Raw genomic sequence first — 21,244 nt, 5'->3', positions numbered from 1 at the left:
GGGTTCGGGCAGGTCGGGGTGGCTGGTCCGAGGGGGCGGCGGCAGGGGCGGGGACGGGCGGTGGCACGGGCGGCGAAAAGAATTCTGTGCCGCGTTTGAACACAACGACCCCCCGCATGCGTACCCATGGCTGTGCGGCGGCGCAGCAGGGCGCTGCAACACCCTTGGGATGATCGGGGAGTTGAAGATGAAGACCTCCTGGCGGAGCGCCTCACTCGTGGCGAGCGCTGTGTCTGTTCTGGCGCTGACGACGGCGTGCGGTCAGGAAGGCGGTACCGCGGCGTCCAGCCAGAACGTGGGTGTCACGGCCCCGGCCGGCACCGTCGCCGGCGTGGGCAGCGGCTACGGAGGTGTCGGCGCGGGCACCAGCCCCAGCGCCAGTGCTCCGGCGGCCGGGGGCGCGGGTGGCGCCGCCCAGGCCGGTTCTGCGGGCCAGCTGGCCGTCTCCGCGGACGCGGAGCTGGGCAAGGTGGTGATCGACGCCGCCGGTATGACGCTGTACCGCTTCGACGCGGACACCGCGGAACCGCCCAAGTCCAACTGTGACGGCGACTGCGCGACGACCTGGCCGCCCGTGCCGGCCGACGACGCCACGGCGGGCGACGGCATCGACAAGTCGCTGCTCGGCGAGGTCACCCGCACCGACGGCAGCAAGCAGCTGACCGTCGACGGCTGGCCGGTGTACCGCTACGCCAAGGACACCAACGCCGGGGACACCAACGGCCAGGGCGTCGGCGGCAAGTGGTTCGCGCTGGCCCCCGACGGCAAGAAGGCCAAGTCGGCCTCCGCCGCGCCCGGCCTGTCCGTGCGCAAGGACCCCAACCTCGGCGACATCGTCGTCGACAAGAACGGCATGACGGTCTACCGCTTCGTCAAGGACCAGGCATGGCCGAAGCCGGTGACCGAGTGCCTCGGTGCCTGCCTGGAGAAGTGGCCGGCCGTGGCCCCCGTCGCCACCAACGACACCGAGGGCGTCCAGAAGAAGGGCCTGATGAGCTTCGCCCGGCCCGACGGCATCAAGCAGATGACGGTCAACTGCTCGCCGATCTACACCTTCTCCGGTGACAAGGCCCCCGGGGACATCAACGGTCAGGGAGTCGGCGGCACCTGGTACGCCGTGGCCCCGGACGGCAAGCTGGTCGGCGCGCCCGAGCAGTAGAGATCACCTCCCCAGGGCTGATCCCCGCTCCTGCGACGGCTCGTCCGACCCCGGTCCGCCCCCTCCGCGCCGCACGGAGGGGGCGGACCCTTGTGCTGTGCCGCATCCGGTACTTTTCTCAGGCGGATTCCGGTATGTCATTTCGGCACGTGCCGCAGGCAGTGACCGGGAACGGACGGTCAATTTCCGTTTCCGCTCGCCCTGTTGGCGGGCGATCAGTAGCCTCTGCTCGAACACCGGATCGCCTACGCCTTGGAGAGACAGATGGAACGTCCCGCCTGGGCCCCACGGAGCATCGACATCTCCGTGCCCAGTGTCTCGCGGATCTACGACTACTACCTGGGCGGTTCGCACAACTTCGAGGTCGACCGGGAAGCGGCCCGCAGGGCCATGGAGTTCATGCCGGGACTGCCCAAGATCATGCAGGCGAACCGGGCGTTCACGCGCCGCGCGGTGCGCTACGCGGCCGACGCCGGAATCACCCAGTTCCTGGACATCGGCTCGGGCATCCCGACCTTCGGCAACGTCCACGAGGTGGCCCAGACGGCCCGTCCCGGCGCCCGTGTCGTCTACGTCGACCACGACCCGGTCGCCGTCGCGCACAGCCAGGTGGTGCTGGAGGGCAACGCGGACGCCGCCGTCGTCGCGGCGGACCTGCTCAAGCCGCGGGACATCCTCGCCAGCCCGCAGGTGGAACAACTGCTGGACCTGGAGCGGCCCGTGGCGCTGCTCCTCGTTGCCATACTGCACTTCGTGGAAGACACGGACGACCCGTACGCCGCGGTGGCCGAGCTGACCGCCGCGCTCGCGCCCGGTAGCCTGCTCGTCCTCACGCACGCCTCGTACGAGGGAATCCCGCTGCCGCCGGGACGGGCCGAGGGCGCGGTGGACGTGTACAGGGACATTCGCAACCCGCTGATCATGCGTTCGCGTGACGAGATCGCGCGGTTCTTCGAGGGGTACGACATGGTGGAACCGGGACTGGTGCCGATGCCGCACTGGCGGCCGGAGACGGCACCGGAGGACGAGGATCCGTATGCCTTCTCCGGTTTCGCGGGCGTGGGGCGCACTTCGTGACCGCCGAGCCGGACGGGCCGGAGGACAGACTGCGGCGGTTCGCGACGATCTGGAGCCGGGCGGTGTTCCCGGTCACCTCCACGTCGCTGACCCGGCCGGAGTTCGAGGAGCAACTCCTCCCGCTGGCCCGGCGGTTGAGCGAGGCGCTGCGTGCCAGGAGCTTCGAGGCGGAGACCCCCAAGGAGGTCGGCGCAGCCCTCGTCGGCGCCCACTGCACCGACCCGGACGCCCTCGCCCGCAGCCTGGACTGCGTCGACGCCTACCTGGTGCTCTACTGCGGCGAGGACGGGCCCCAGGAGGAGCTGCGCACCCGCTGCTCCCGGCTCCAGCACGCCATGGCCGCCGGGTTCGCACAGGAGCTGCGCGAACGCACGCTGGCCGAGCAGGAGGCCATCGCCCAGGCCGCGTTGCGGGCCCAGGGGGTGGTGGCGCAGGCGCTGCACGCCAGCGAGGCCCGCTTCCGCGCGGTCTTCGAGGGCGCCGCGATAGGAATCGGCATCGCCGACCTGGAGGGCAACATCCTCCAGGTCAACGGGGCGCTGGTGCGCATGTTCGGCGGCGGCGAGCAGGCGGTGCGCGGGCGCAACGTCAGCGAGTGGACGCACGCCGACGACGCGCCGCAGGTCTGGCGGCTCTACGACGAGCTGGTGCGCGGCGAACGCGAGCACTACCACGTCGAGAAGGCGTTCTACCGCCCTGACGGAACGGTCCTGTGGACCAATCTGACGGTCTCGCTGCTGCGGGACGCCGACGGGCAGCCCCAGTACCAGCTGGCCCTCATGGAGGACACCACCGAGCGCCGGCTGCTCAACCTCCGGCTTCGGTACGAGGCCACCCACGACGCGCTCACCGGCCTGCCAACCGCACCCTGTTCTTCGAACGCCTGGAGAAGGTCCTGGCCGCCGGGGAGGGCCAGCGCTTCGGCCTGTGCTACCTGGACCTGGACGGCTTCAAGACCATCAACGACAGCCTCGGGCACGCGGCCGGCGACCGGCTGCTCGTCGAGGTCGCCGACCGCCTCCAGTCCTGCGCGACCGCGCCCGGCGAGATGGTCGCCCGGCTCGGCGGTGACGAGTTCGTGGCGCTGACCACCGGCCCCGACACCCACCGCGAGGTCGACGACCTCGCCGCACGCATCATGAACGCGCTGGTCGCGCCCGTACGCATCGAGGGCCGTGAACTGACCGTGCGCGGCAGCATCGGCATCGTGGAGGGTCCGGCGGGGGAGCGCAGCCCCGCGGAGGTGCTGCGCAGCGCCGACATCACCATGTACCGGGCCAAGTCGGCGGGCGGCAACCGCTTCGAGCTGGCCGACCCCGAGGCCGACGCCCGCGCCATCACCCGCCACGGTCTGACGACGGCCCTGCCGGCCGCGCTGGAGCGCGGCGAGTTCTTCATCGAGTACCAGCCGCTCGTGCACCTCGGCGACGGCAGCGTGCGCGGCGCCGAGGCCCTGGTGCGCTGGCTGCACCCGCAGCACGGTGTGCTCGGCCCCGACCGGTTCATCCCGCTCGCCGAGCACACCGGGCTGATCGTGCCGCTGGGCCGGTGGGTCCTGGAGCAGTCGGTGCGCCAGGCCCGCGACTGGCGCGAGCGCCGCGGCGAGCCGGGTCCGCTGCGCATCAACGTCAATCTCTCGCCGTGCCAGCTGACCCACCCCGGGCTGGTGCAGGACACCGTCGACATCCTGGAACGCGCGGGTGTCTCGCCCGAGGCGCTCTGCCTGGAGGTCACCGAGTCGGCTCTGATCGGCGCCGACGACGACCTCCTGAAGCCGCTGCGCCGGCTCGCCGAGATGGGCGTCGACATCGCCCTGGACGATTTCGGCACCGGCTACTCCAACCTCGCCAACCTGCGCCGCCTGCCGGTGAGCGTCCTCAAGCTGGACCGCTCCTTCACCCAGAGCATGCAACAGTTCCCGGCCGACCCCGTCGACCTCAAGATCGTCGAGGGAATCGTCTCGCTCGCCCACAGCCTGGACCTCACGGTCACGGTCGAGGGCGTGGAGACCGGCGCCCAGGCCGAGCAACTGCGCATACTGGGCTGCGACACGGCCCAGGGCTGGTACTACGCCCGCCCCGGCCCGCCGGACCGCCTTCACGAGCTGGCACTGGTGGACGCCACGGGGTGACGGCACAACTCGGTTGCGGGAGGGGCCGGGTCAGGCGCGATCATGTGCGGGTGACCCAGGAATCAGACGAGGTGGCCGCGGCGATCGCGGGCGAACTGAGCCTCATGGACCCCGCCGTCCGCTCCTCCCGCACCGAGACCGCCCGCCTGCTCGACCCCGAGTTCACCGAGGTGGGCGCCTCCGGACGCCGCTACACGTACGCCGAAACGCTGGCCGAACTCCCCGACCACCCCGGCAGCTCCCCGACGGGCCCCCGCTACGAGCCCTCGGCGATCACGGGCGTGGTCCTGGCCCCCGGCCTGATCCACCTCACCTACACCACCACCTTCACCGGCCACCGGGCCCACCGCACCTCCCTATGGCGCAAACAGGACCCCCGGACAGGCTGGCGCATGTACTACCACCAGGCCACCCCGATCCCCCTCAACGCCCCCTGACAACAGCCCCGCAGCCCCGAAGCCCCCACCTGAGACCACGAGAAACGACGCCCCCAGCCGTACGATGCAATCCGGTCCGAGGGCGGCCCACCTGGGGGCGCGGGGAACGGCGCGCCCAGCCACGACGCGGCCGCACGATGCAACGGCACCCTGGACCCTCGCCCAGCGGCGCAGCCACACGCGGCGCAGCCACACGCGGCGCAGCCACACGCGGCGCAGCCACACTCACCGCTCCAACAACATCCGCTGCAACTCCCGAGCCGCCCGAGGCGGAGCCACATCACTGCGATGGGCCAGCGCGATCACCCGATGCAGCCCCGGCCGAGCCAACGGAGTGACCCGCAGGCCCTGACCCGACCGCGCCGCGACCATGCGCGGTACGACGGCCATGCCGAGCCCCGCCCGCACGAACCCCAGCACCGCGTCCATCTCCCCGCCCTCCACCGCGAAATCCGGCTCGAACCCGGCGGAGCGACAAGCGGCGACAGTCAGCTCGCGCAGGTCGTAGCCGTGCCGGAACATCACCATGCGTTCGCCCTCCAGGTCGGCGATCCGCACGGTCCGCCGGCCGTGTCCCGGGCGGGGTGCCTCCGGCGAGGACACCACCACCAGGTCCTCCCGCAGCAGATCCACCGTCGTCAGGGCGGGGGAGGGGGTGGGCAGCGGCAGCACCACCAGGGCGAGGTCGAGCGCGCCTCGGGCCAGCTCGCGCACCAGGTCGTGCGAGCCGCCCTCCTCGATCAGCAGCCGGATGCCGGGGTAGCGGTCGTGGAAGGCCCGCAGCACGTCCGGCAGCAGCCCGGTGCACAGGCTCGGCGTCGCGCCCAGCCGCACCCGCCCGCTGCGCAGCTGCGCCAGCTCCTGCACCTCGTACCGGGCCGTCTCCGTGTCCGCGAGGATCCGGCGGGCCAGCGGCAGCAGCGCCTCGCCGGCGTCGGTGAGGGTGATGTTGCCGCGCGCCCGCTGGAACAGGTCGGCCCCCAGCTCCCGCTCCAGCGCCTTGATCTGCTGGGACAGCGAGGGCTGCGCGACGTGGACCAGATCGGCGGCCCGGGTGAAGTGCCGGGTCTCTGCGACGGCCACGAAGTACTGGAGCTGGTGGAACTGCATCCGGCCATGATAGGCGTCGGCTATGGAAACGAGCCGGACCATGTCTTGGACTGATGGGGCCGTTCGGGCCTAGCGTCCTGTTCCATGGCTCTGGCAACGCGGACGGACCGACGGACGTCCATGGCGCGCACGGTGTGGGACTCCTCCGTCGGCAAGAAGACAGTGATGGCCGTCAGCGGGCTGATCATGCTGATGTACCTGGTCGCCCACGTGATCGGCAACCTGAAGATCTTCTTCGGGCCGGGCGAGTTCAACCACTACGCGCACTGGCTGCGCACGGTCGGCGAGCCGTTCATGCACTACGAGTGGACGCTGTGGCTGATCCGCGTCGTGCTGGTCGTCGCGGTGGTCGCGCACGCCGTGTCCGCCTACCAGCTCAGCCGCCGCGGCATGAAGGCACGCCCGAGCAAGTACGTCCACAGGAAGGCGCGGACCAGCTACGCGACGCGCACCATGCGCTGGGGCGGGATCATCCTCGGCCTGTTCATCGTCTGGCACATCCTGGACCTGACGACCGGCACCGTGCACTCCGGAGGCTTCCAGGAGGGCCGGCCGTACCAGAACGTCGTGGACACCTTCTCCACCTGGTACGGCAACGTCGTCTACCTCGTCGCGATGCTCGCCGTCGGGCTGCACATCCGGCACGGCTTCTGGAGCGCCGCCCAGACCCTGGGCGCCGGCAGCCGCACCCGCGACCGCGCCCTCAAGACCGTCGCCGACATCCTCGCGCTGCTGCTCACGGCCGGCTTCATCGCCGTACCCGTGGGCGTCATGACCGGAGTGGTGAGCTGAACATGACTTCCTATGCGGACTACACGACCGGCGAGCCCGTCGTCGACGCCAAGGCCCCCGCCGGGCCGATCGCCGAGCGCTGGGACACACGCCGCTTCGAGGCCAGGCTGGTGAACCCGGCCAACCGGCGCAAGCACACCGTCATCGTCGTCGGCACCGGCCTCGCGGGCGGCTCCGCCGGCGCCACCCTGGCCGAACAGGGCTACCACGTCGTCCAGTTCTGCTACCAGGACTCCCCGCGCCGCGCCCACTCGATCGCCGCGCAGGGCGGCATCAACGCGGCGAAGAACTACCGCAACGACGGCGACTCCGTCCACCGGCTGTTCTACGACACCGTCAAGGGCGGCGACTTCCGCGCGCGGGAGTCCAACGTCCACCGCCTCGCGCAGATCTCCGTCGAGATCATCGACCAGTGCGTGGCGCAGGGCGTGCCCTTCGCCCGGGAGTACGGCGGCCTCCTCGACACCCGCTCCTTCGGCGGCGTCCAGGTGTCCCGCACCTTCTACGCGCGCGGCCAGACGGGTCAGCAACTGCTGCTCGGCGCCTACCAGGCCCTGAGCAGGCAGATCGCCGCGGGTACCGTCGAGATGCACCCGCGCACCGAGATGCTCGACCTGATCGTCGTCGACGGTCGGGCGCGCGGGATCGTGGCACGGGACCTGATCACCGGCCGGATCGACACCTACTTCGCGGACGCGGTCGTACTCGCCAGCGGTGGTTACGGAAACGTCTTCTACCTGTCGACGAACGCCATGAACTCCAACGCCACCGCGATCTGGCGGGCGCACCGGCGCGGCGCCTACCTCGCCAACCCGTGCTTCACGCAGATCCATCCGACCTGCATCCCGCGCACCGGCGACCACCAGTCCAAGCTGACGCTGATGAGCGAGTCGCTGCGCAACGACGGGCGGATCTGGGTGCCGAAGGCCAAGGGTGACGACCGGCCGCCGAACCGGATACCCGAGGACGAGCGCGACTACTACCTGGAGCGGATCTACCCGTCCTTCGGCAACCTGGTCCCGCGTGACATCGCCTCCCGCGCCGCGAAGAACGTCTGCGACGAGGGCAGGGGCGTCGGACCCGGCGGTCAGGGCGTGTACCTCGACTTCGCGGACGCGATCCTGCGGATGGGCCGCAAGGCCGTCGAGGCCAAGTACGGCAACCTCTTCGACATGTACCAGCGGATCACCGACGAGGATCCGTACCGGGTGCCGATGCGGATCTATCCCGCCGTGCACTACACGATGGGCGGCCTGTGGGTCGACTACGACCTCCAGACGACGGTCCCCGGCCTGTTCGCGATCGGCGAGGCCAACTTCTCCGACCACGGCGCCAACCGGCTCGGCGCGTCCGCCCTGATGCAGGGCCTGGCCGACGGCTACTTCGTGCTCCCCGCCACCATCAACGACTACCTCGCCCGCAACCCGCACCAGGGCGAGGTGAGCGACGAACACCCCGTCGTCCAGGAGGTGCTGGCGGAGAACCAGGACCGCCTCAACCTGCTGCTGTCCGTCGACGCGACCGCACGCCCGACTCCTTCCACCGCGAGGTCGGCGAGCTGATGTGGGAGTTCTGCGGCATGGCCCGCACCGACTCCGGTCTGCGCAAGGCCCTGGGCCGGATCCCGCAGATCCGCGAGGAGTTCTGGCGGCGCATCAAGGTCCCCGGCACCGGCGAGGAGTTCAACCAGTCCCTGGAGAAGGCGAACCGGGTCGTCGACTACCTGGAACTGGCCGAGCTGATGTGCCTCGACGCGCTGCACCGCGCCGAGTCCTGCGGCGGCCACTTCCGGGAGGAGTCGCAGACCCCCGAGGGCGAGGCCGCCCGCCGGGACGAGGAGTTCGCGTACGCGGCCGCCTGGGAGTTCACCGGCACCGGCGAAGCGCCCGTCCTGCACAGGGAAGACCTGGTCTTCGAGTACGTCCACCCCACCCAGCGGAGCTACGCATGAAGCTCACCCTGCGCGTCTGGCGGCAGAAGAACGCCGACGACGACGGCGCCATGTCCACGTACGAGGTGGACGGGATCTCCCCCGACATGTCCTTCCTGGAGATGCTCGACACCCTCAACGAGGAACTCATCCTCAGGGGCGAGGACCCCGTCGCCTTCGACCACGACTGCCGCGAGGGCATCTGCGGCGCGTGCTCCCTCGTCATCAACGGCGACGCGCACGGGCCGGAACGCACCACCACCTGCCAGCTGCACATGCGGTCCTTCCGGGACGGCGACAGGATCGACATCGAGCCGTGGCGGGCGTCCGCCTTCCCCGTGATCAAGGACCTGGTGGTGGACCGCTCGGCCTTCGACCGGATCATCCAGGCCGGCGGCTACATCACCGCGCCCACGGGTTCCGCCCCGGAGGCCCACGCCACCGCGGTGCCCAAGCCGGACGCCGACCTCGCGTTCGAGCACGCCGAGTGCATCGGCTGCGGCGCCTGCGTGGCCGCCTGTCCCAACGGCGCGGCGATGCTGTTCACCTCCGCCAAGATCAACCACCTGAACGTCCTGCCGCAGGGCGCGCCGGAGCGGGAGACCCGGGTGCTGGACATGGTGGCCCAGATGGACGAGGAGGGCTTCGGCGGCTGCACCCTGGCCGGCGAGTGCGCCACCGCCTGCCCGAAGGGCATCCCCCTGGTCTCCATCACCGGCATGAACAAGGAGTGGCTGCGCGCCACCCGCAAGGTGGCCAAGCACTGAGCGCACCCACGCGACGAGAGAACGTGCACCGAAGCAGCGGGAGACGTTCACCGAAGCAGCGAGAAGACGTTCGCCGAAACGCGCGAACGGGCGGGGCCGGGAGTGGTGCTCATCCCCGGCCCCGTCTGGTTTCCCGGCGACCGGGGAGCGCCAGGCATTCAGCATTCCCACACCCGCGCTCCTGGCACACGTCACGTACACGCCAACCGGCGTCGGAAGAAACAGGGGGTACCGCTCCGTCCCCACCTCGTGCGTGTCCAGGAGAGAGCCATGACCGGCGTTTCCACCCTCGATCGTCCTCCGCAGTCCACGGCCCCCGTCCGCTACACCGTCACCCTGGCCCGCGACGAGGCAGATGTGCGGGCCGCGCAACGGCTGCGGCACGACGTCTTCGCCGGTGAGATGGGCGCCCTGCTCACCTCCGCGGAGCCCGGCCTCGACGTCGACCCCTTCGACGCCTACTGCGACCACCTGCTGGTGCGCGACTCCGACACCGGCCAGGTCGTCGGCACCTACCGGCTGCTGCCGCCGGAGCGCTCCGCGGTCGCCGGGCGGCTCTACTCCGAGAGCGAGTTCGACCTGAGCCCGCTGGACGGGATCCGCCCCGGCCTCGTCGAGGTCGGCCGCTCCTGCGTGCACCCCGACCACCGCGACGGCGCGGTCATCGGCCTCATCTGGGCCGGCATCGCCCGCTACATGGTGGACAACGGCCACGAGTGGCTGGCCGGCTGCTGCTCCGTCCCCCTCGCCGACGGCGGCACCGTCGCGGCCGGCACCTGGGACCGCGTACGGGAGAAGCACCTGGCGCCCGAGGAGTACCGGGTGCGTCCGCTGCTGCCGTGGGTGCCGAAGCCGGACCTGGCGCCGCCCGCCCGCACCGAGCTGCCCGCCCTGCTGCGCGGGTATCTCCGGCTCGGCGCCTGGGTGTGCGGCGAGCCCGCCCACGACCCGGACTTCGGGGTCGCCGACCTGTACGTGCTGCTGTCGATGCGCCGGGTCAACCCGCGCTATCTGCGGCACTTCCTCTCGCTCGTCCCGGCCTGATGAGCGTCTGGCTGCCCAGCGCGCCCTGCACCCCGCGGGCGTGCGTGGAGGGGACGGGCTCCCTCACCGCCGTGCCGCGGGCCGTGGTGCGGCTCGTGGCGGTCGCCGTGCTGCTGCTGGCCGGGATCGCGCTGCTGCCGGTCGGCCGCGGCGTCCCGGCGTCGTTGGTGCGCCGGTGGGCCCGGGCCATCGTGCGGGCCGCCGGGGTCCGGCCGCGGGTCACCGGCGCCGCCGTGCCCGACGGCGGCCTGCTGCTCGTCGCCAACCACATCTCATGGCTGGACATCCCGCTGCTGGCCGTGGTCCGCCCGGCCCGGTTGATCGCCAAGACCGAGATACGGCGGTGGCCCGTCGCGGGTCCGCTGGCCGCCCGCGGCGGGGTCCTGTTCATCGACCGTGACCGGCTGCGGACCCTGCCGGGCACGGTCGCCCACCTCGCGGGGCTGCTGCGCTCGGGGGCGGCCGTCGGCGTCTTCCCCGAGGGCAGTACCTGGTGCGGCCGGGCGCAGGGCACCTTCCGCCGGGCCGTGTTCCAGGCCGCCCTGGACGCCGGGGTGCCCGTCCAGCCCGTCCGCATCCACTACCGGCTCGCCGGGGGTGGGGCCACCACCGTGCCCGCGTTCGTCGGTGAGGACTCCTTGCTCGCCTCGCTGTGGCGGGTGGTCACGGCGCGCGGGCTGGTGGCAGAGGTCGAGGTGCGCCCCGCGCTCCGGCCCGGCACCCACGCCGACCGCCGGTCACTGGCCCGGGCGGCCCAGCCGTGGTCCGACCCCGGCGGGGCGACGCCGGGGCGTACGGCGGCGACGAACCGTCAGGAGGCGTACGGGCACGTGCCCGTCTTCCGTCCCGTGGGGAGGTGACGGGCACGTGCCCGTCTCCCGTCCCGTGGGGAGGTGACCCGGAACCGGGGGAGCCGAGCACGTCTGCTTCGACGACCCCATGACCGGGTGTACCGACCGGGTGTCCCGCATGGGTGACGGTCACGACGGGCCCGTTCGGCAGGCGAGAGCCCTTCGCGTCGATCCGCGACGCCTCGTCGAGCGCGAGCCCGACCACGGCGCAGCCCTCTCCGGGCCGGCGATCAGCGAGGCGGGGCACGAGGTCACCCTGCACGCGGGCACGCCCCGTGGTGGAGACCGTGCAGGTGGAACGGGAACGGCCGGCCGTGGACGAGCGCACCGGGGAGGAGACCGTTACGCGGCCAGGTCCGCGAGAAGCGCAGCGAGGCCGGGGGTCTCGAGCCCGAGGGATCCGGGGGCACCCCGCCGAACCGCCCGCGGGCCCGGCCGTACGGCGACGCGGCGGGCGGCGGCACCGCACCGCCGTCCGTGTACCGGGCCACGTGACGTCGAGCCCCGTGAGCCCGCGTCTCAGGGGCGTGGCTGCCGGTGTCGGTGCACGACGGCCGCCAGTCGCCGGTAGGAGTCGAGCAGCGCCCGCCGGTCGTAGGTGCTGGTGGTGACGAGGACCTCCTGGGCCCCCGTGTCCTTGAGGGCCGTCTCCAGTTCGTCGGCGACCTGGTCCTCGGTCCCCGCGATCTGGCCCGCCAGCCCCGACTCGTAGAAGCCGCGTTCCCGCGTGGTCATCGAAAGGGCCTCGACCCGCTCGGCCGGGGGCAGCGGCGGGAACGTCCCGTGCGTGCGGGAGTACGCCATCGACCAGGCCTCCGGGATCAGCAGCCGGCGGGCCTCCTCGGGCGTCGCGGCGACGGCGATCGTCCCCGAGACGACGACGTACGGCTCCGCGGCCCAGGGCGAGGGACGGAAACGGGCGCGGTAGTCGTCGACCCCGCGCCGCAGCCGGTCGCGGTCGCGCAGGTCGCCGATGACCATCGGCAGACCCGCCTCCGCCGCGATCCGCGCGCCCTCGCCCATGGCCAGCACGAACGGCGGCACGGTCAGCCCCTCGGCGGGGCGCGCGTGCACGCCGGTCGGCGAGGTGCCGCGGAACCAGCCGAGCAACTCCCGTACCTGGGCGCCGAAGTCCTCGGCGTCGTCCTTGTCGCGTCCCAGGGCCTTGCGCACCCCGTCGGTGAAGCCGACCGACCGGCCGAGACCCATGTCGATCCGGCCCGGGAACAGCGCTTCCAGCACCCCGAACTGCTCGGCGACCACCAGCGGCCGGTGGTTGGGCAGCATGACCCCGCCCGTGCCGACCCGGATCGTGCTGGTCGCGGCGGCCACGGCGGCGGCGAGGACGGTCGGCGCGGAGCCGGCCACCCCGGGCACTCCATGGTGCTCGGCCACCCAGAAACGCTCGTAACCGAGTACCTCCACCTCTCGCGCCAGCGCCACGGTGTCCCGCAGCGCCGCGTCGGCCGGATGGCCCTCGCGGGTGCGGGAACGGTCGAGGACGGAGAACCGGGCGGCTTCGATCACAGAACTCACACGGTGTTCAACGCGTGGCGGGCGCCGGGATTCCCGTACGGCGTCACGGGCGGCCCTCAAGGGCGCAGCAGACCGCGCTCGTACGCCCTCACCAGGTGCTGCGGGACGAGGTGGCGGACCCCGTCCACGGTGACGGGGACGAGTGCCGCGGTGGTCGCCTTCCACTGGGCGCGGCGGTGACGGGTGTTGCTGCGGGACATCTTCCGCTTGGGCACGGCCATGGGGAACCTCCTCGTTGGGCTGAGCACCGAGGACGCTATATGAAAATGGCTTCCATTAGCAATTGGTGGACCCGTGAGGTTGCCCGGCCGCGGACGGTCTCTAGGGTGGTGCCGTGACCGACAGCAGCAGGCGGCCCCTCGCCGTGTTCGACCTGGACAACACCCTCGCCGACACCGCGCACCGGCAGCGGTTCCTGGAGCGCAGGCCGCGTGACTGGGACGCCTTCTTCGCGGCGGCGCCGCAGGACCCGCCACTCCCGGAGGGGATCGCGCTGGCCGTGGAGAGCGCGCGGGAGTGCGAGGTCGTCTACCTGACCGGGCGGCCCGAGCGCTGCCGACCGGACACGCTCGAGTGGCTCGACCGGCACGGACTGCCCGCGGGGCGGGTGTACATGCGGCGCGACGGTGACCGCAGGCCCGCCCGCCGCACCAAGCTGGAGATCCTGCGCCGGCTCGGCAGGGACCGCGAGGTGCGGGTCCTGGTGGACGACGACGAACTGGTCTGCGACGACGCGGAGGCGGCCGGCTTCACGGTGGTCCGGGCGCGCTGGGCGGAGACCTCGGCCGCGCTGCGCGTCGCGCAGGAACGGGAGGGGCGTACCTGACGCCGCGGCGCCCGAACGCCGGGCCGCCTCCTGTCACTTCGTCCGGCGGTCCGCAGGTCCGACCGTCCGTGCCGCCGCAGTCCCGGCCCGCCCGTGCCGTGATGGGCCGGGCCGTCCGTGCCGTGGAGGGCGGGCCGTCCGTGCCGCCGTGGCCGGCCGGCCGCCCCGCGTCACTCGGGTGCGTCCAGGCGGAAGCCGAGCTTGAGGCCCACCTGCCAGTGCGCGACGTCGCCGTTCTCGATCTGGCCGCGCACCTGGGTCACCTCGAACCAGTCCAGATGCCGCAGGGTCTGTGAGGCACGGGAGATGCCGTTGCGGATCGCCTGGTCCACGCCGTCGGGCGAGGTGCCGACGATCTCCGTGACCCGGTAGGTGTGGTTCGACATGCGGGTGCTCCTCTCGGCCGTGACGGCGGTGTCGGGTGTGTCACGCGTCACTCCACCGTGCCCCAAGCTGCGGCGGAGCGCGAGACGTCGGAGGTGCGGAGCTGTTCCCCCTTGACCTCCCCATTGGTCCATACCAAAATCCTGCACACCCGTTCGGGCAACCATGCCCGTCTCCCCCACGCCGGGCCTCTCATCCCTGTCCACCAGGCAGAACAGGACCCCCGTGAGACGTCGCCTCCTCGCCCTCCTCTGCGTGTCCGCCTCCCTCCTCACCGGCTGCGGTGCCGTGCCCGGCATCGGCGGGAGCGACCGGCAGACCGTCACCGTCTGGCTGATGAAGGACAGCGCCTCGCGGGACTTCCTGGACCGGTTCACCGAGGACTTCGAACGCGACCACCCCGACCTCGACCTGGACATCCGCATCCAGGAGTGGACCGGCATCGGCGGGAAGGTCCAGACGGCCCTGGAGGGCGACGCCGAGGGCGGACCGGACGTCATCGAGGTCGGCAACACCCAGGTCCCGCGGTACGTGGACGGCAACCGGTTGCTCGACCTGACCCTGGAGTCCGTGGCCAAGTGGGACAAGGAGGAGTGGCTGCCCGGCCTCGCCGATCCGGGGCAGCGCCGCTTCCACCAGTACGGTATCCCCTGGTATGCCGCCAACCGTGTCGTGATCTACCGCAAGGACCTCTTCGAGCAGGCCGCGATCACCGCACCGCCGCGCACGCGCGAGGAGTGGCTGACCGCCACCGAGAAGCTGAACTCGGGCGGGAACCAGGGCATCTACCTGGCCGGCCAGGACTGGTACACCCTCGCCGGATTCATCTGGGACGAGGGCGGCGACCTCGCCACGGAGGACAGCGGCCGCTGGGAGGGCAGTCTGGACACCCCGGCCGCCCTGCGCGGAATGGATTTCTACCAGCGCCTTCACTCCCTCGGCGCGGGCCCCGCCGACGCCGACGAGGAACACCCGCCGCAGGCAGGGGTGTTCGCCGCGGGAAAGGTGGCCCAGATCGTCGCCGTCCCCGGCCTGGCGCGGGCCGTCGTCCAGCAGAACCCGGACCTGGAGGGCAAGTTGGGATACTTCCCCGTGCCGGGGAAGGTGGCGGCCAAGCCCGGTGCCGTCTTCATCGGCGGCTCCGACCTCGTCGTCCCGCGCAACACCGACCAGCGCGAGGGCGCCGTCGCCGTGGTCGCCGCGCTGGCCGGCGCCGAGTGGAACACGGACCTGGCCCGCACCATGAACTACGTGCCGAACAAGGCGACGCTGGCGTCGGCCGTCGCGGGCGAGGAGGGGGTCGCGGCCATGGCGGCGGGGGCCGCCCAGGGCCGGGCGACCCCCAGTACACCCGAGTGGGCCGCCGTGGAGGCGGACAACCCGATCAAGACGTACATGACCAAGGTGCTGGGCGGAGCCGATCCGGCGGTGGAGGCCGGCCGCGCCTCCCGCAGAATCACGGAGACGCTGACGGTGTCCGCGGGCTGACCGGCCGGCCCTGCCGCCGCCCTACCGCACGGTGCTCAGCGAGAGCGCGAAGCGGCCCTCCCGGTCCGTCCACCAGCGGGACAACCCGAGACCCACCGCGGACAGTTCGGCCCGCACCCCCTCCTCACGGAACTTCGCCGACACCTCCGTGCGCAGCTCCTCGCCCGCCGCGAAGTCGACGGCGAGATCCAGCGCGGGGAGCTTCACCGTCTGCGCCGTGCGGGACCGCAGCCGCATCTCGATCCACTCGTTCTCCGCGTCCCAGAGCGCGACATGGTCGAAGGCGCCGGGATCGAAGTCGGCGCCCAGCTCACGGTTGACGACGGCCAGGACGTTCTTGTTGAACGCGGCCGTCACCCCGGCCGCGTCGTCGTACGCCCGCACCAGCACCTCCTCGTCCTTGACGAGGTCCGTGCCGAGCAGCAGCGCGTCGCCCGGCGAGAGCAGCGCGCGGACCGAGCCGAGGAAGGCCGCGCGCTCCTCGGGTAGGAGGTTGCCGACCGTGCCGCCGAGGAACGCCAGCAGGCGTGGCCCCGGGGTGTCCGGGAGCGTCAGCGGTGCGGTGAAGTCGGCGATCAGGGCGTGGACGTTCAGGCCCGGCCGCTCGGCCATCAGGGCCTGTCCGGCCCCGGTGAGGGCGCTCTCGCTGACGTCGACGGGCACATAGGTGTCCAGGTCCGTCAGCGCGTCGATCACATGGCGGGTCTTCGCCGAGGACCCCGAGCCCAGCTCGACGAGGGTGCGCGCGCCGGCCGCGGCGGCGATCTCACCGGCCCGGTCGACCAGGATCTCGCGCTCGGCCCGCGTCGGGTAGTACTCGGGCAACTCGGTGATGCGCTCGAACAGTTCGCTGCCGTGCGCGTCGTAGAACCACTTCGGCGGCAGCGTCTTGGGGGTGGCGGTGAGGCCTTGGAGGACGTCGGCGCGCAGGGCGCGTCCGTGGCGTCCTCGGGGAGGGTGCGGGTGATCTGGAAAGGGCTCACGAGCCGGTCTCCTCGGGTCGTACGGGCGCCGCGTCCACGCTCGGGTCCTTGAGCGGGGTGAGCAGCTCCTCGGTGCGGGTCGCCGCGAGCAGGGTGCGGTCGGGGACCTCCTGCCAGCGCGGATCGTCGTCGTAGGGCTCGGAGGCCACGACCGTGCGGCCGGGTTCCGTCAGGTACCAGAGCGTGTCCCCCCAGGCCGTGGCGGTGACGGCGTCGCCGTTGCTCAGCAGCAGGTTGAGGCGGGAGCCGGGCGCCGCCGCGGCGACCTCCTGCACGGTGTCGGCGAGTGCCTGGCCCTCCGTGTCCCCGGCGCGCAGCCGGGCCAGGACGAGTGCCCATACGAACGCCGAGTCGTTGCGTGCCTCCATCGACAGCACCGCGGCCGCCGGCAGCGACCGCGCGAGCGGCTCCAGGGACCCCGGCCAGCCCGGCACGGCCCCGTTGTGGCTGAACAGCCAGGGTCCCGCCGCGAACGGCGCTGCCGCGGCCTCCGCGTCCGCCCCGGCCAGCGTCGCGTCCCGTACGGCCGCCAGCACCGCCCGGCTGCGCACGACACGGGCCAGGTCGGCGAAGGACAGGTCGGCCCAGATCGGTCCGGCCCGGCGGTAGCGGGCCGCGCCGGGTCGTCCTCGGCGTACCAGCCCACCCCGAAACCATCGGCGTTGACCGTGCCGTACCGCTGTCTGCGCGGCGCCCACGACTGGCGATACAAGCCGTGCGGTGGCTCCACGAGGAGCCCTCCGAGCGGTTCATCCGGTCCCAGGTAGGCGATATGACGACACATCAGGCGGCCGCCGTGCGGGCGGTGCGGAAGCCGGAGAAGATCTGCCGCCGGATCGGATAGTCCCAGTTGCGGAAGGTGCCCCGGCAGGCCACCGGGTCCACCGCGAACGAACCGCCGCGCAGCACCTTGTGCTCGGGGCCGAAGAACACCTCCGAGTACTCCTTGTACGGGAACGCCCGGAAACCGGGATAGGGCTGGAAGTCGCTGGACGTCCACTCCCACACGTCGCCGATCAACTGCCGCACGCCCAGCGGGGACTCGCCCGCCGGATAGCTGCCGGCGGGGGCCGGACGCAGATGGCGCTGGCCCAGGTTGGCGTGCTCGGGCGTGGGGTCGGCGTCCCCCCACGGGTAGCGCGTGGAGCCGCCGGTCGCCGGGTCGAAGCGGGCCGCCTTCTCCCACTCGGCCTCGGTGGGCAGCCGACGCCCGGCCCAGTGGGCGTAGGCGTCGGCCTCGTACCAGCACACGTGCAGCACCGGCTCCTCGGGCGGCACGACCTCGGTGACGCCGAAGCGGCGACGGAGCCACTGCCCGCCGTCGCGGTGCCAGAACAGCGGGGCGACGATCCTGTGCCGGCGGATGTGGGACCACCCCTTCGGCGTCCACCAGCGGGCGTCCTCGTAGCCGCCGTCGGCGATGAACGCCTGATAGGCGCCGTTGGTCACCGGCGTGGTGTCGATGTGGAACGCCGCCACCTCACGCCGGTGCGCGGGCTTCTCGTTGTCCAGCGCCCACGGCTCGCCGGAGGTGCCCATGGTGAACGGGCCGCCCGGCACGAGCACTTCGGACGGGCCGGCGTACAGCGGGACCGGTTCGGGGTCGGGGGCGGTCAGGGCCTGCGGCCCGGTCCGGAGCTGATGGGTGATCAACATCGTCTCGTCGTGCTGCTGTTCGTGCTGGGCGACCATCCCGAAGGCGAAACCGGCCTCCGTGAGCCGCGTCCCGTCGAAGTCGGCCGACTCCAGCACGTCCAGGACCCGTCCGCGCACCTCCGCCGCATAGGCGCGGGCCTCGGCGGGCGGCAGCAGCGGCAGCGAGGGCCGCTCGGAGCGCGGGTGCTCGAAGGCGTCGTACAGCCCGTCGATCTCGGGGCGCATGGCGTCGCGGCCGGCCACGGCGCGCAGCAGCCACAGCTCTTCCTGGTTCCCGATGTGCGCGAGGTCCCACACCAGCGGGGACATCAGCGGGGAGTGCTGTGCGGTGAGGTCGGGCTCCTCCACGCAGCTCGTCAGCAGGGTGGTGCGCTCGCGGGCGGTGACGAGGGTGGTGAGCGCCCGCTCGCGCAGCGCCTCGGCGTCCAGGGCCTCGGATGCGAGGTCGGTCATGTGCGGATGTCCTTCCCGTGTGTGCGGCCGTCGGTGCCGCACAGGCGGTCGAGCTGGTCGTCGGCGGGGCTGCGGCCCTTGCGGACGTAGCGCTCCAGGTACTCGGCGACGGCGTCCGTCACCTCGGTGGTGGCGCCTATCCGGGGCAGGGCCTCCAGGGCCGTCGTGAAGCAGGCCACGGCGGTCTCCTGCAGTTCGGGGTCGGCCAGGCCCGTGCGGGCCGCCTCGCTCCACAGCGGATTGTGCGGGGCGGGCAGTGACCGGGACCGCTCCGCGAGCGGCTTCACGGCCCGGTAGGCGCTCTCGGCGGCCTCCGGGTCGTCGAACAGCGCCGTCGTCACGGCGAGCGGCACGATCCAGCCGTCCTCGCCCGGCTGCGCGTCGATCATGCGCAGCTCCAGATGGCCGCGCGGTCTGACCGGCGGGAACAGCGTGGAAACGTGGTAGTCGAGATCCGCCCGGGTGGGCGTTCCCGTCCTGATCCACTCCCGGAAGGTCAGATCGTCGGGCACCTCCCACGGGCCGCGGTCCCGGCGTACGCACATCACCGGGGCGTCCAGGACATGCCGGGCCCAGGCGGCGCGCGGTTCCCCCTCCAGGGCGGGTGCGCCCGCGCGGCCCGCGCCGATCTCCGTCCACAGCAGTTGCCGGGTGGAGCGCCAGCCCGTAGGAGTACCGGCCAGCATCGGCGAGTTGGCGAAGGCGGCGACCAGGACGGGGCCCAGCGTGTGCGCCAGCCACCAGCGCCGCCCGTGTCCCAGCGGGCCGGGCTCCTCATGGCCCGCGTCCAGACAGACCTGCACGGAGGCCGAGGTGCACATCATGGCCCGCCCGGCCGGTCCGGTGCGGTCGAGGCACGCCTCCATGGCGTCGTAGCGCGGCTCGTGCAGGAACCGCCGGGGTGGGTGCCAGGGGTCGGTGCCGAGTCCGGCGAGGACCAGTCCCGCCTCGCGCAGGACCGCGCGGACGGCGTCCAGGTCGGCGGAGACGGTGGTCACGCACTCCATCAGGGAGGCGGCGGGCAGCGAGCTGAGTTCCAGCTGGCCGCCGGGTTCGACGGTGAGCGCCGATGAGAGCGGCACCGTCCGCAGGGCCTCGTAGGCCGCCGCGAGTCGTTCGGGTGTGACGGGGAGCCGCGGTCCGCGCAGCTCGTGGACGATCCATTCCACTTCGACCCCGACGGTGCGGGGTGGTCCGGTCTTGAAGCAGATGCCCTTGACCAGGGCCTCCACCTCCGCCTCGGTGAGGGCCGTACGGGTCTCCGTACAGTCACTCCCCGAAGTGCTGCTCGATGTGTCGGACATGTCGGGATCCTCCTGAGATTCCACCATGCCACCAGTCCGGCTTCGGTGGCGCCGGACCGGTTCGCTCGTCCACCCAAGACGCTCTCGCTGTATCGCACAAGAGTGCCCAAGGGTGCGTCCGGGACCGGAGAACCGCCGCTTCCACGCCGTTTCCTGCGCGTTTGCGGTGAGGCCCGCCGATGTTCCCGGATCGGTAAAAACTCGGTTGCACCGCCTGTCCAGCATCGCTCACGATGCGTGCATGAGCACGACGGGGGAGACGGGCGGGACGCGGTGCGCCGCGTGGCGCACCGTGTGGCAGGTGGCTGTGGCGTCCACGGGGGTGGCGCCATGAGCGCGCGGCTGCGCGGTATCGCGCGCGAGACGGAAGAGGCCGTGGCGGCGGGCGCGTACCGCACGCCCGACGGGCGCGAGATCCCGCTCGCCGCCGCGATCGGGGCCGCCCGGGAGGGGACCCGCATGGTGGGACCCGATCCGGTGCCGGTCCCGGACACCGTTCGGCGACCGGCCGCGGAAACCGTTCGGGAAACGGCTGCGGACACTGTTCGGCGAACGGTCGCGGAAGGCGCACGGGGCACGATCTCCGAAACCGCGCCGGCCGAACCACGGATCGAGGTCACCGGCGAGAGCAGCCTGGAGGCCGCCCGCAGACTCGCCGACGCCCCGGTGGCGGTCCTCAACTTCGCCTCCGCCCGCAACCCCGGCGGCGGCTACCTCAACGGCGCCCAGGCCCAGGAGGAGGCCCTGTGCCGCGGCTCGGCGCTGTACACGTGCCTGCTGCGGGCGCCCGAGTTCTACGATCACCACCGGGCCCACCGGGACCCGTTCTACACGGACCGCGTCATCCACTCACCGGCCGTGCCGGTCTTCCGCGACGACCGGGGCCGGTTCCTGCCCGAGCCGTACACCGCCGGCTTCCTGACGGCCGCCGCGCCCAACGCCGGAGTGGTGCTGCGTACGGCGCCGGAGCGGGCGTCGGAGCTGCCGCGTGCCCTGGCCGTACGTGCCGAACGCGTCCTGGAGACGGCCGCGGCGCACGGCTACCGGCGACTGGTCCTCGGCGCCTGGGGTTGCGGCGTGTTCCGCAACGACCCGGTCCAGGTGGCGGGCGCGTTCCGGTCGCTGCTGGGCCCGGGCGGCCGGTTCGAGCGGACGTTCGCGCACGTGGTGTTCGGGGTGCTGGACCGGACCCCGGGGAGCGCGGTCCGGGAAGCGTTTGCGCGGGCGTTTCCGAAAGCCGCGGCTCCGCGACCGGACGTGACCGGGGCCGATGTCCGGTCACGACCGTGATCCACGACCATGACCCACGAAGTGAC

16 protein-coding genes and 4 pseudogenes are annotated in these 21,244 nt (G+C 72.3%); 12 read left to right on the top strand and 8 right to left on the bottom strand.

Annotation, left to right across the window (positions count from 1 at the left end; translation table 11 throughout):
* Positions 1-187: 187 nt before the first annotated feature.
* The 4 genes and pseudogenes from BM536_RS03375 to BM536_RS03360 all read left to right on the top strand — a co-directional run bounded on the left by BM536_RS03375 (position 188) and on the right by BM536_RS03360 (position 4,804).
* Positions 188-1,159 carry an SCO0930 family lipoprotein gene (locus BM536_RS03375; RefSeq protein ID WP_073499846.1) on the top strand — a complete coding sequence of 324 codons (972 nt, stop codon included), beginning with the start codon at positions 188-190 and terminating at the stop codon, positions 1,157-1,159.
* 264 nt (positions 1,160-1,423) lie between these two features.
* Positions 1,424-2,236: an SAM-dependent methyltransferase gene (locus tag BM536_RS03370; protein WP_073499844.1), complete on the top strand. Its 813-nt coding sequence runs from the start codon at positions 1,424-1,426 to the stop codon at positions 2,234-2,236.
* Positions 2,233-4,367 (top strand): annotated as a pseudogene (locus BM536_RS03365) (putative bifunctional diguanylate cyclase/phosphodiesterase). Before BM536_RS03370 ends, BM536_RS03365 begins: the two are co-directional and overlap by 4 nt.
* Positions 4,368-4,417: 50 nt before the next feature.
* Positions 4,418-4,804 (top strand): nuclear transport factor 2 family protein, encoded by a 387-nt coding sequence (locus BM536_RS03360; RefSeq protein ID WP_073499847.1) that lies wholly within the window; start codon positions 4,418-4,420, stop codon positions 4,802-4,804.
* A gap of 225 nt (positions 4,805-5,029) precedes the next feature.
* On the opposite strand, the gene BM536_RS03355 is transcribed toward BM536_RS03360, so the two are convergent.
* Positions 5,030-5,914: a LysR family transcriptional regulator gene (locus tag BM536_RS03355; protein ID WP_094102492.1), complete on the bottom strand. Its 885-nt coding sequence runs from the start codon at positions 5,912-5,914 to the stop codon at positions 5,030-5,032.
* Positions 5,915-6,034: 120 nt separating this feature from the next.
* Between BM536_RS03355 and BM536_RS03350 the strand changes: the two genes are divergently transcribed.
* The 5 genes and pseudogenes from BM536_RS03350 (at position 6,035) to BM536_RS03330 (ending at position 11,307) form a co-directional block, all read left to right on the top strand.
* Complete coding sequence (locus BM536_RS03350) at positions 6,035-6,706, top strand: succinate dehydrogenase (protein ID WP_073494964.1); 672 nt, start codon at positions 6,035-6,037, stop codon at positions 6,704-6,706.
* A gap of 2 nt (positions 6,707-6,708) precedes the next feature.
* Positions 6,709-8,657 (top strand): annotated as a pseudogene (locus BM536_RS03345) (fumarate reductase/succinate dehydrogenase flavoprotein subunit).
* Positions 8,654-9,403, top strand: coding sequence for a succinate dehydrogenase/fumarate reductase iron-sulfur subunit (locus BM536_RS03340; protein ID WP_073494968.1), 750 nt, complete (start codon positions 8,654-8,656; stop codon positions 9,401-9,403). Before BM536_RS03345 ends, BM536_RS03340 begins: the two are co-directional and overlap by 4 nt.
* 270 nt (positions 9,404-9,673) lie before the next feature.
* Positions 9,674-10,447, top strand: a complete 774-nt coding sequence (locus BM536_RS03335) for a GNAT family N-acetyltransferase (RefSeq protein WP_073494970.1) — start codon at positions 9,674-9,676, stop codon at positions 10,445-10,447.
* Positions 10,447-11,307 (top strand): lysophospholipid acyltransferase family protein, encoded by an 861-nt coding sequence (locus BM536_RS03330; protein WP_094102491.1) that lies wholly within the window; start codon positions 10,447-10,449, stop codon positions 11,305-11,307. The genes BM536_RS03335 and BM536_RS03330 overlap by 1 nt, the downstream gene beginning before the upstream one ends.
* Positions 11,308-11,817: 510 nt before the next feature.
* On the opposite strand, the gene BM536_RS03325 is transcribed toward BM536_RS03330, so the two are convergent.
* Together BM536_RS03325 and rpmF are read right to left on the bottom strand one after the other, a co-directional pair.
* On the bottom strand, positions 11,818-12,834 hold the full coding sequence (locus BM536_RS03325; RefSeq protein ID WP_073494972.1) for an LLM class flavin-dependent oxidoreductase: 1,017 nt from the start codon (positions 12,832-12,834) through the stop codon (positions 11,818-11,820).
* A gap of 56 nt (positions 12,835-12,890) precedes the next feature.
* Positions 12,891-13,055: a 50S ribosomal protein L32 gene (gene rpmF / locus BM536_RS03320; protein WP_073494974.1), complete on the bottom strand. Its 165-nt coding sequence runs from the start codon at positions 13,053-13,055 to the stop codon at positions 12,891-12,893.
* 113 nt (positions 13,056-13,168) lie between these two features.
* On the opposite strand from rpmF, the gene BM536_RS03315 reads away from it, so the two are divergent.
* The gene (locus tag BM536_RS03315; RefSeq protein WP_073494976.1) at positions 13,169-13,660 is read left to right on the top strand and encodes a phosphatase domain-containing protein; all 492 of its coding nucleotides are present in this window, start codon (positions 13,169-13,171) and stop codon (positions 13,658-13,660) included.
* A gap of 170 nt (positions 13,661-13,830) precedes the next feature.
* On the opposite strand, the gene BM536_RS03310 is transcribed toward BM536_RS03315, so the two are convergent.
* A complete protein-coding gene (locus tag BM536_RS03310; protein WP_073494997.1) occupies positions 13,831-14,046 on the bottom strand; it encodes a dodecin in 216 nt (71 codons plus the stop codon).
* Between the two features lie 223 nt (positions 14,047-14,269).
* Between BM536_RS03310 and BM536_RS03305 the strand changes: the two genes are divergently transcribed.
* Entirely contained in the window at positions 14,270-15,532 is a 1,263-nt protein-coding gene (locus BM536_RS03305; protein WP_094102490.1) for an extracellular solute-binding protein, read from the top strand.
* Between the two features lie 21 nt (positions 15,533-15,553).
* Here the strand turns inward: BM536_RS03305 and egtD are convergent.
* The 4 genes and pseudogenes from egtD to egtA form a co-directional block, all read right to left on the bottom strand.
* Positions 15,554-16,515, bottom strand: a pseudogene (egtD, locus tag BM536_RS03300) (L-histidine N(alpha)-methyltransferase).
* A pseudogene (egtC, locus tag BM536_RS03295) lies at positions 16,512-17,299 on the bottom strand (ergothioneine biosynthesis protein EgtC). Before egtC ends, egtD begins: the two co-directional pseudogenes overlap by 4 nt.
* Positions 17,299-18,624: an ergothioneine biosynthesis protein EgtB gene (gene egtB / locus BM536_RS03290; protein WP_094102489.1), complete on the bottom strand. Its 1,326-nt coding sequence runs from the start codon at positions 18,622-18,624 to the stop codon at positions 17,299-17,301. The pseudogene egtC and the gene egtB overlap by 1 nt, the downstream one beginning before the upstream one ends.
* Positions 18,621-19,928 carry an ergothioneine biosynthesis glutamate--cysteine ligase EgtA gene (egtA, locus tag BM536_RS03285; protein ID WP_073494978.1) on the bottom strand — a complete coding sequence of 436 codons (1,308 nt, stop codon included), beginning with the start codon at positions 19,926-19,928 and terminating at the stop codon, positions 18,621-18,623. The genes egtB and egtA overlap by 4 nt, the downstream gene beginning before the upstream one ends.
* Before the next feature lie 330 nt (positions 19,929-20,258).
* On the opposite strand from egtA, the gene BM536_RS03280 reads away from it, so the two are divergent.
* Positions 20,259-21,218 carry a TIGR02452 family protein gene (locus tag BM536_RS03280; protein WP_073494980.1) on the top strand — a complete coding sequence of 320 codons (960 nt, stop codon included), beginning with the start codon at positions 20,259-20,261 and terminating at the stop codon, positions 21,216-21,218.
* Positions 21,219-21,244 lie beyond the last annotated feature (26 nt).

Origin of the sequence: Streptomyces phaeoluteigriseus (genome assembly GCF_001896135.2) — a bacterium.
Taxonomy (GTDB): domain Bacteria; phylum Actinomycetota; class Actinomycetes; order Streptomycetales; family Streptomycetaceae; genus Streptomyces; species Streptomyces phaeoluteigriseus.
The sequence above is the reverse complement of the archived record's forward strand: the minus strand, read 5'-3'. Positions and strand labels throughout refer to the sequence as shown.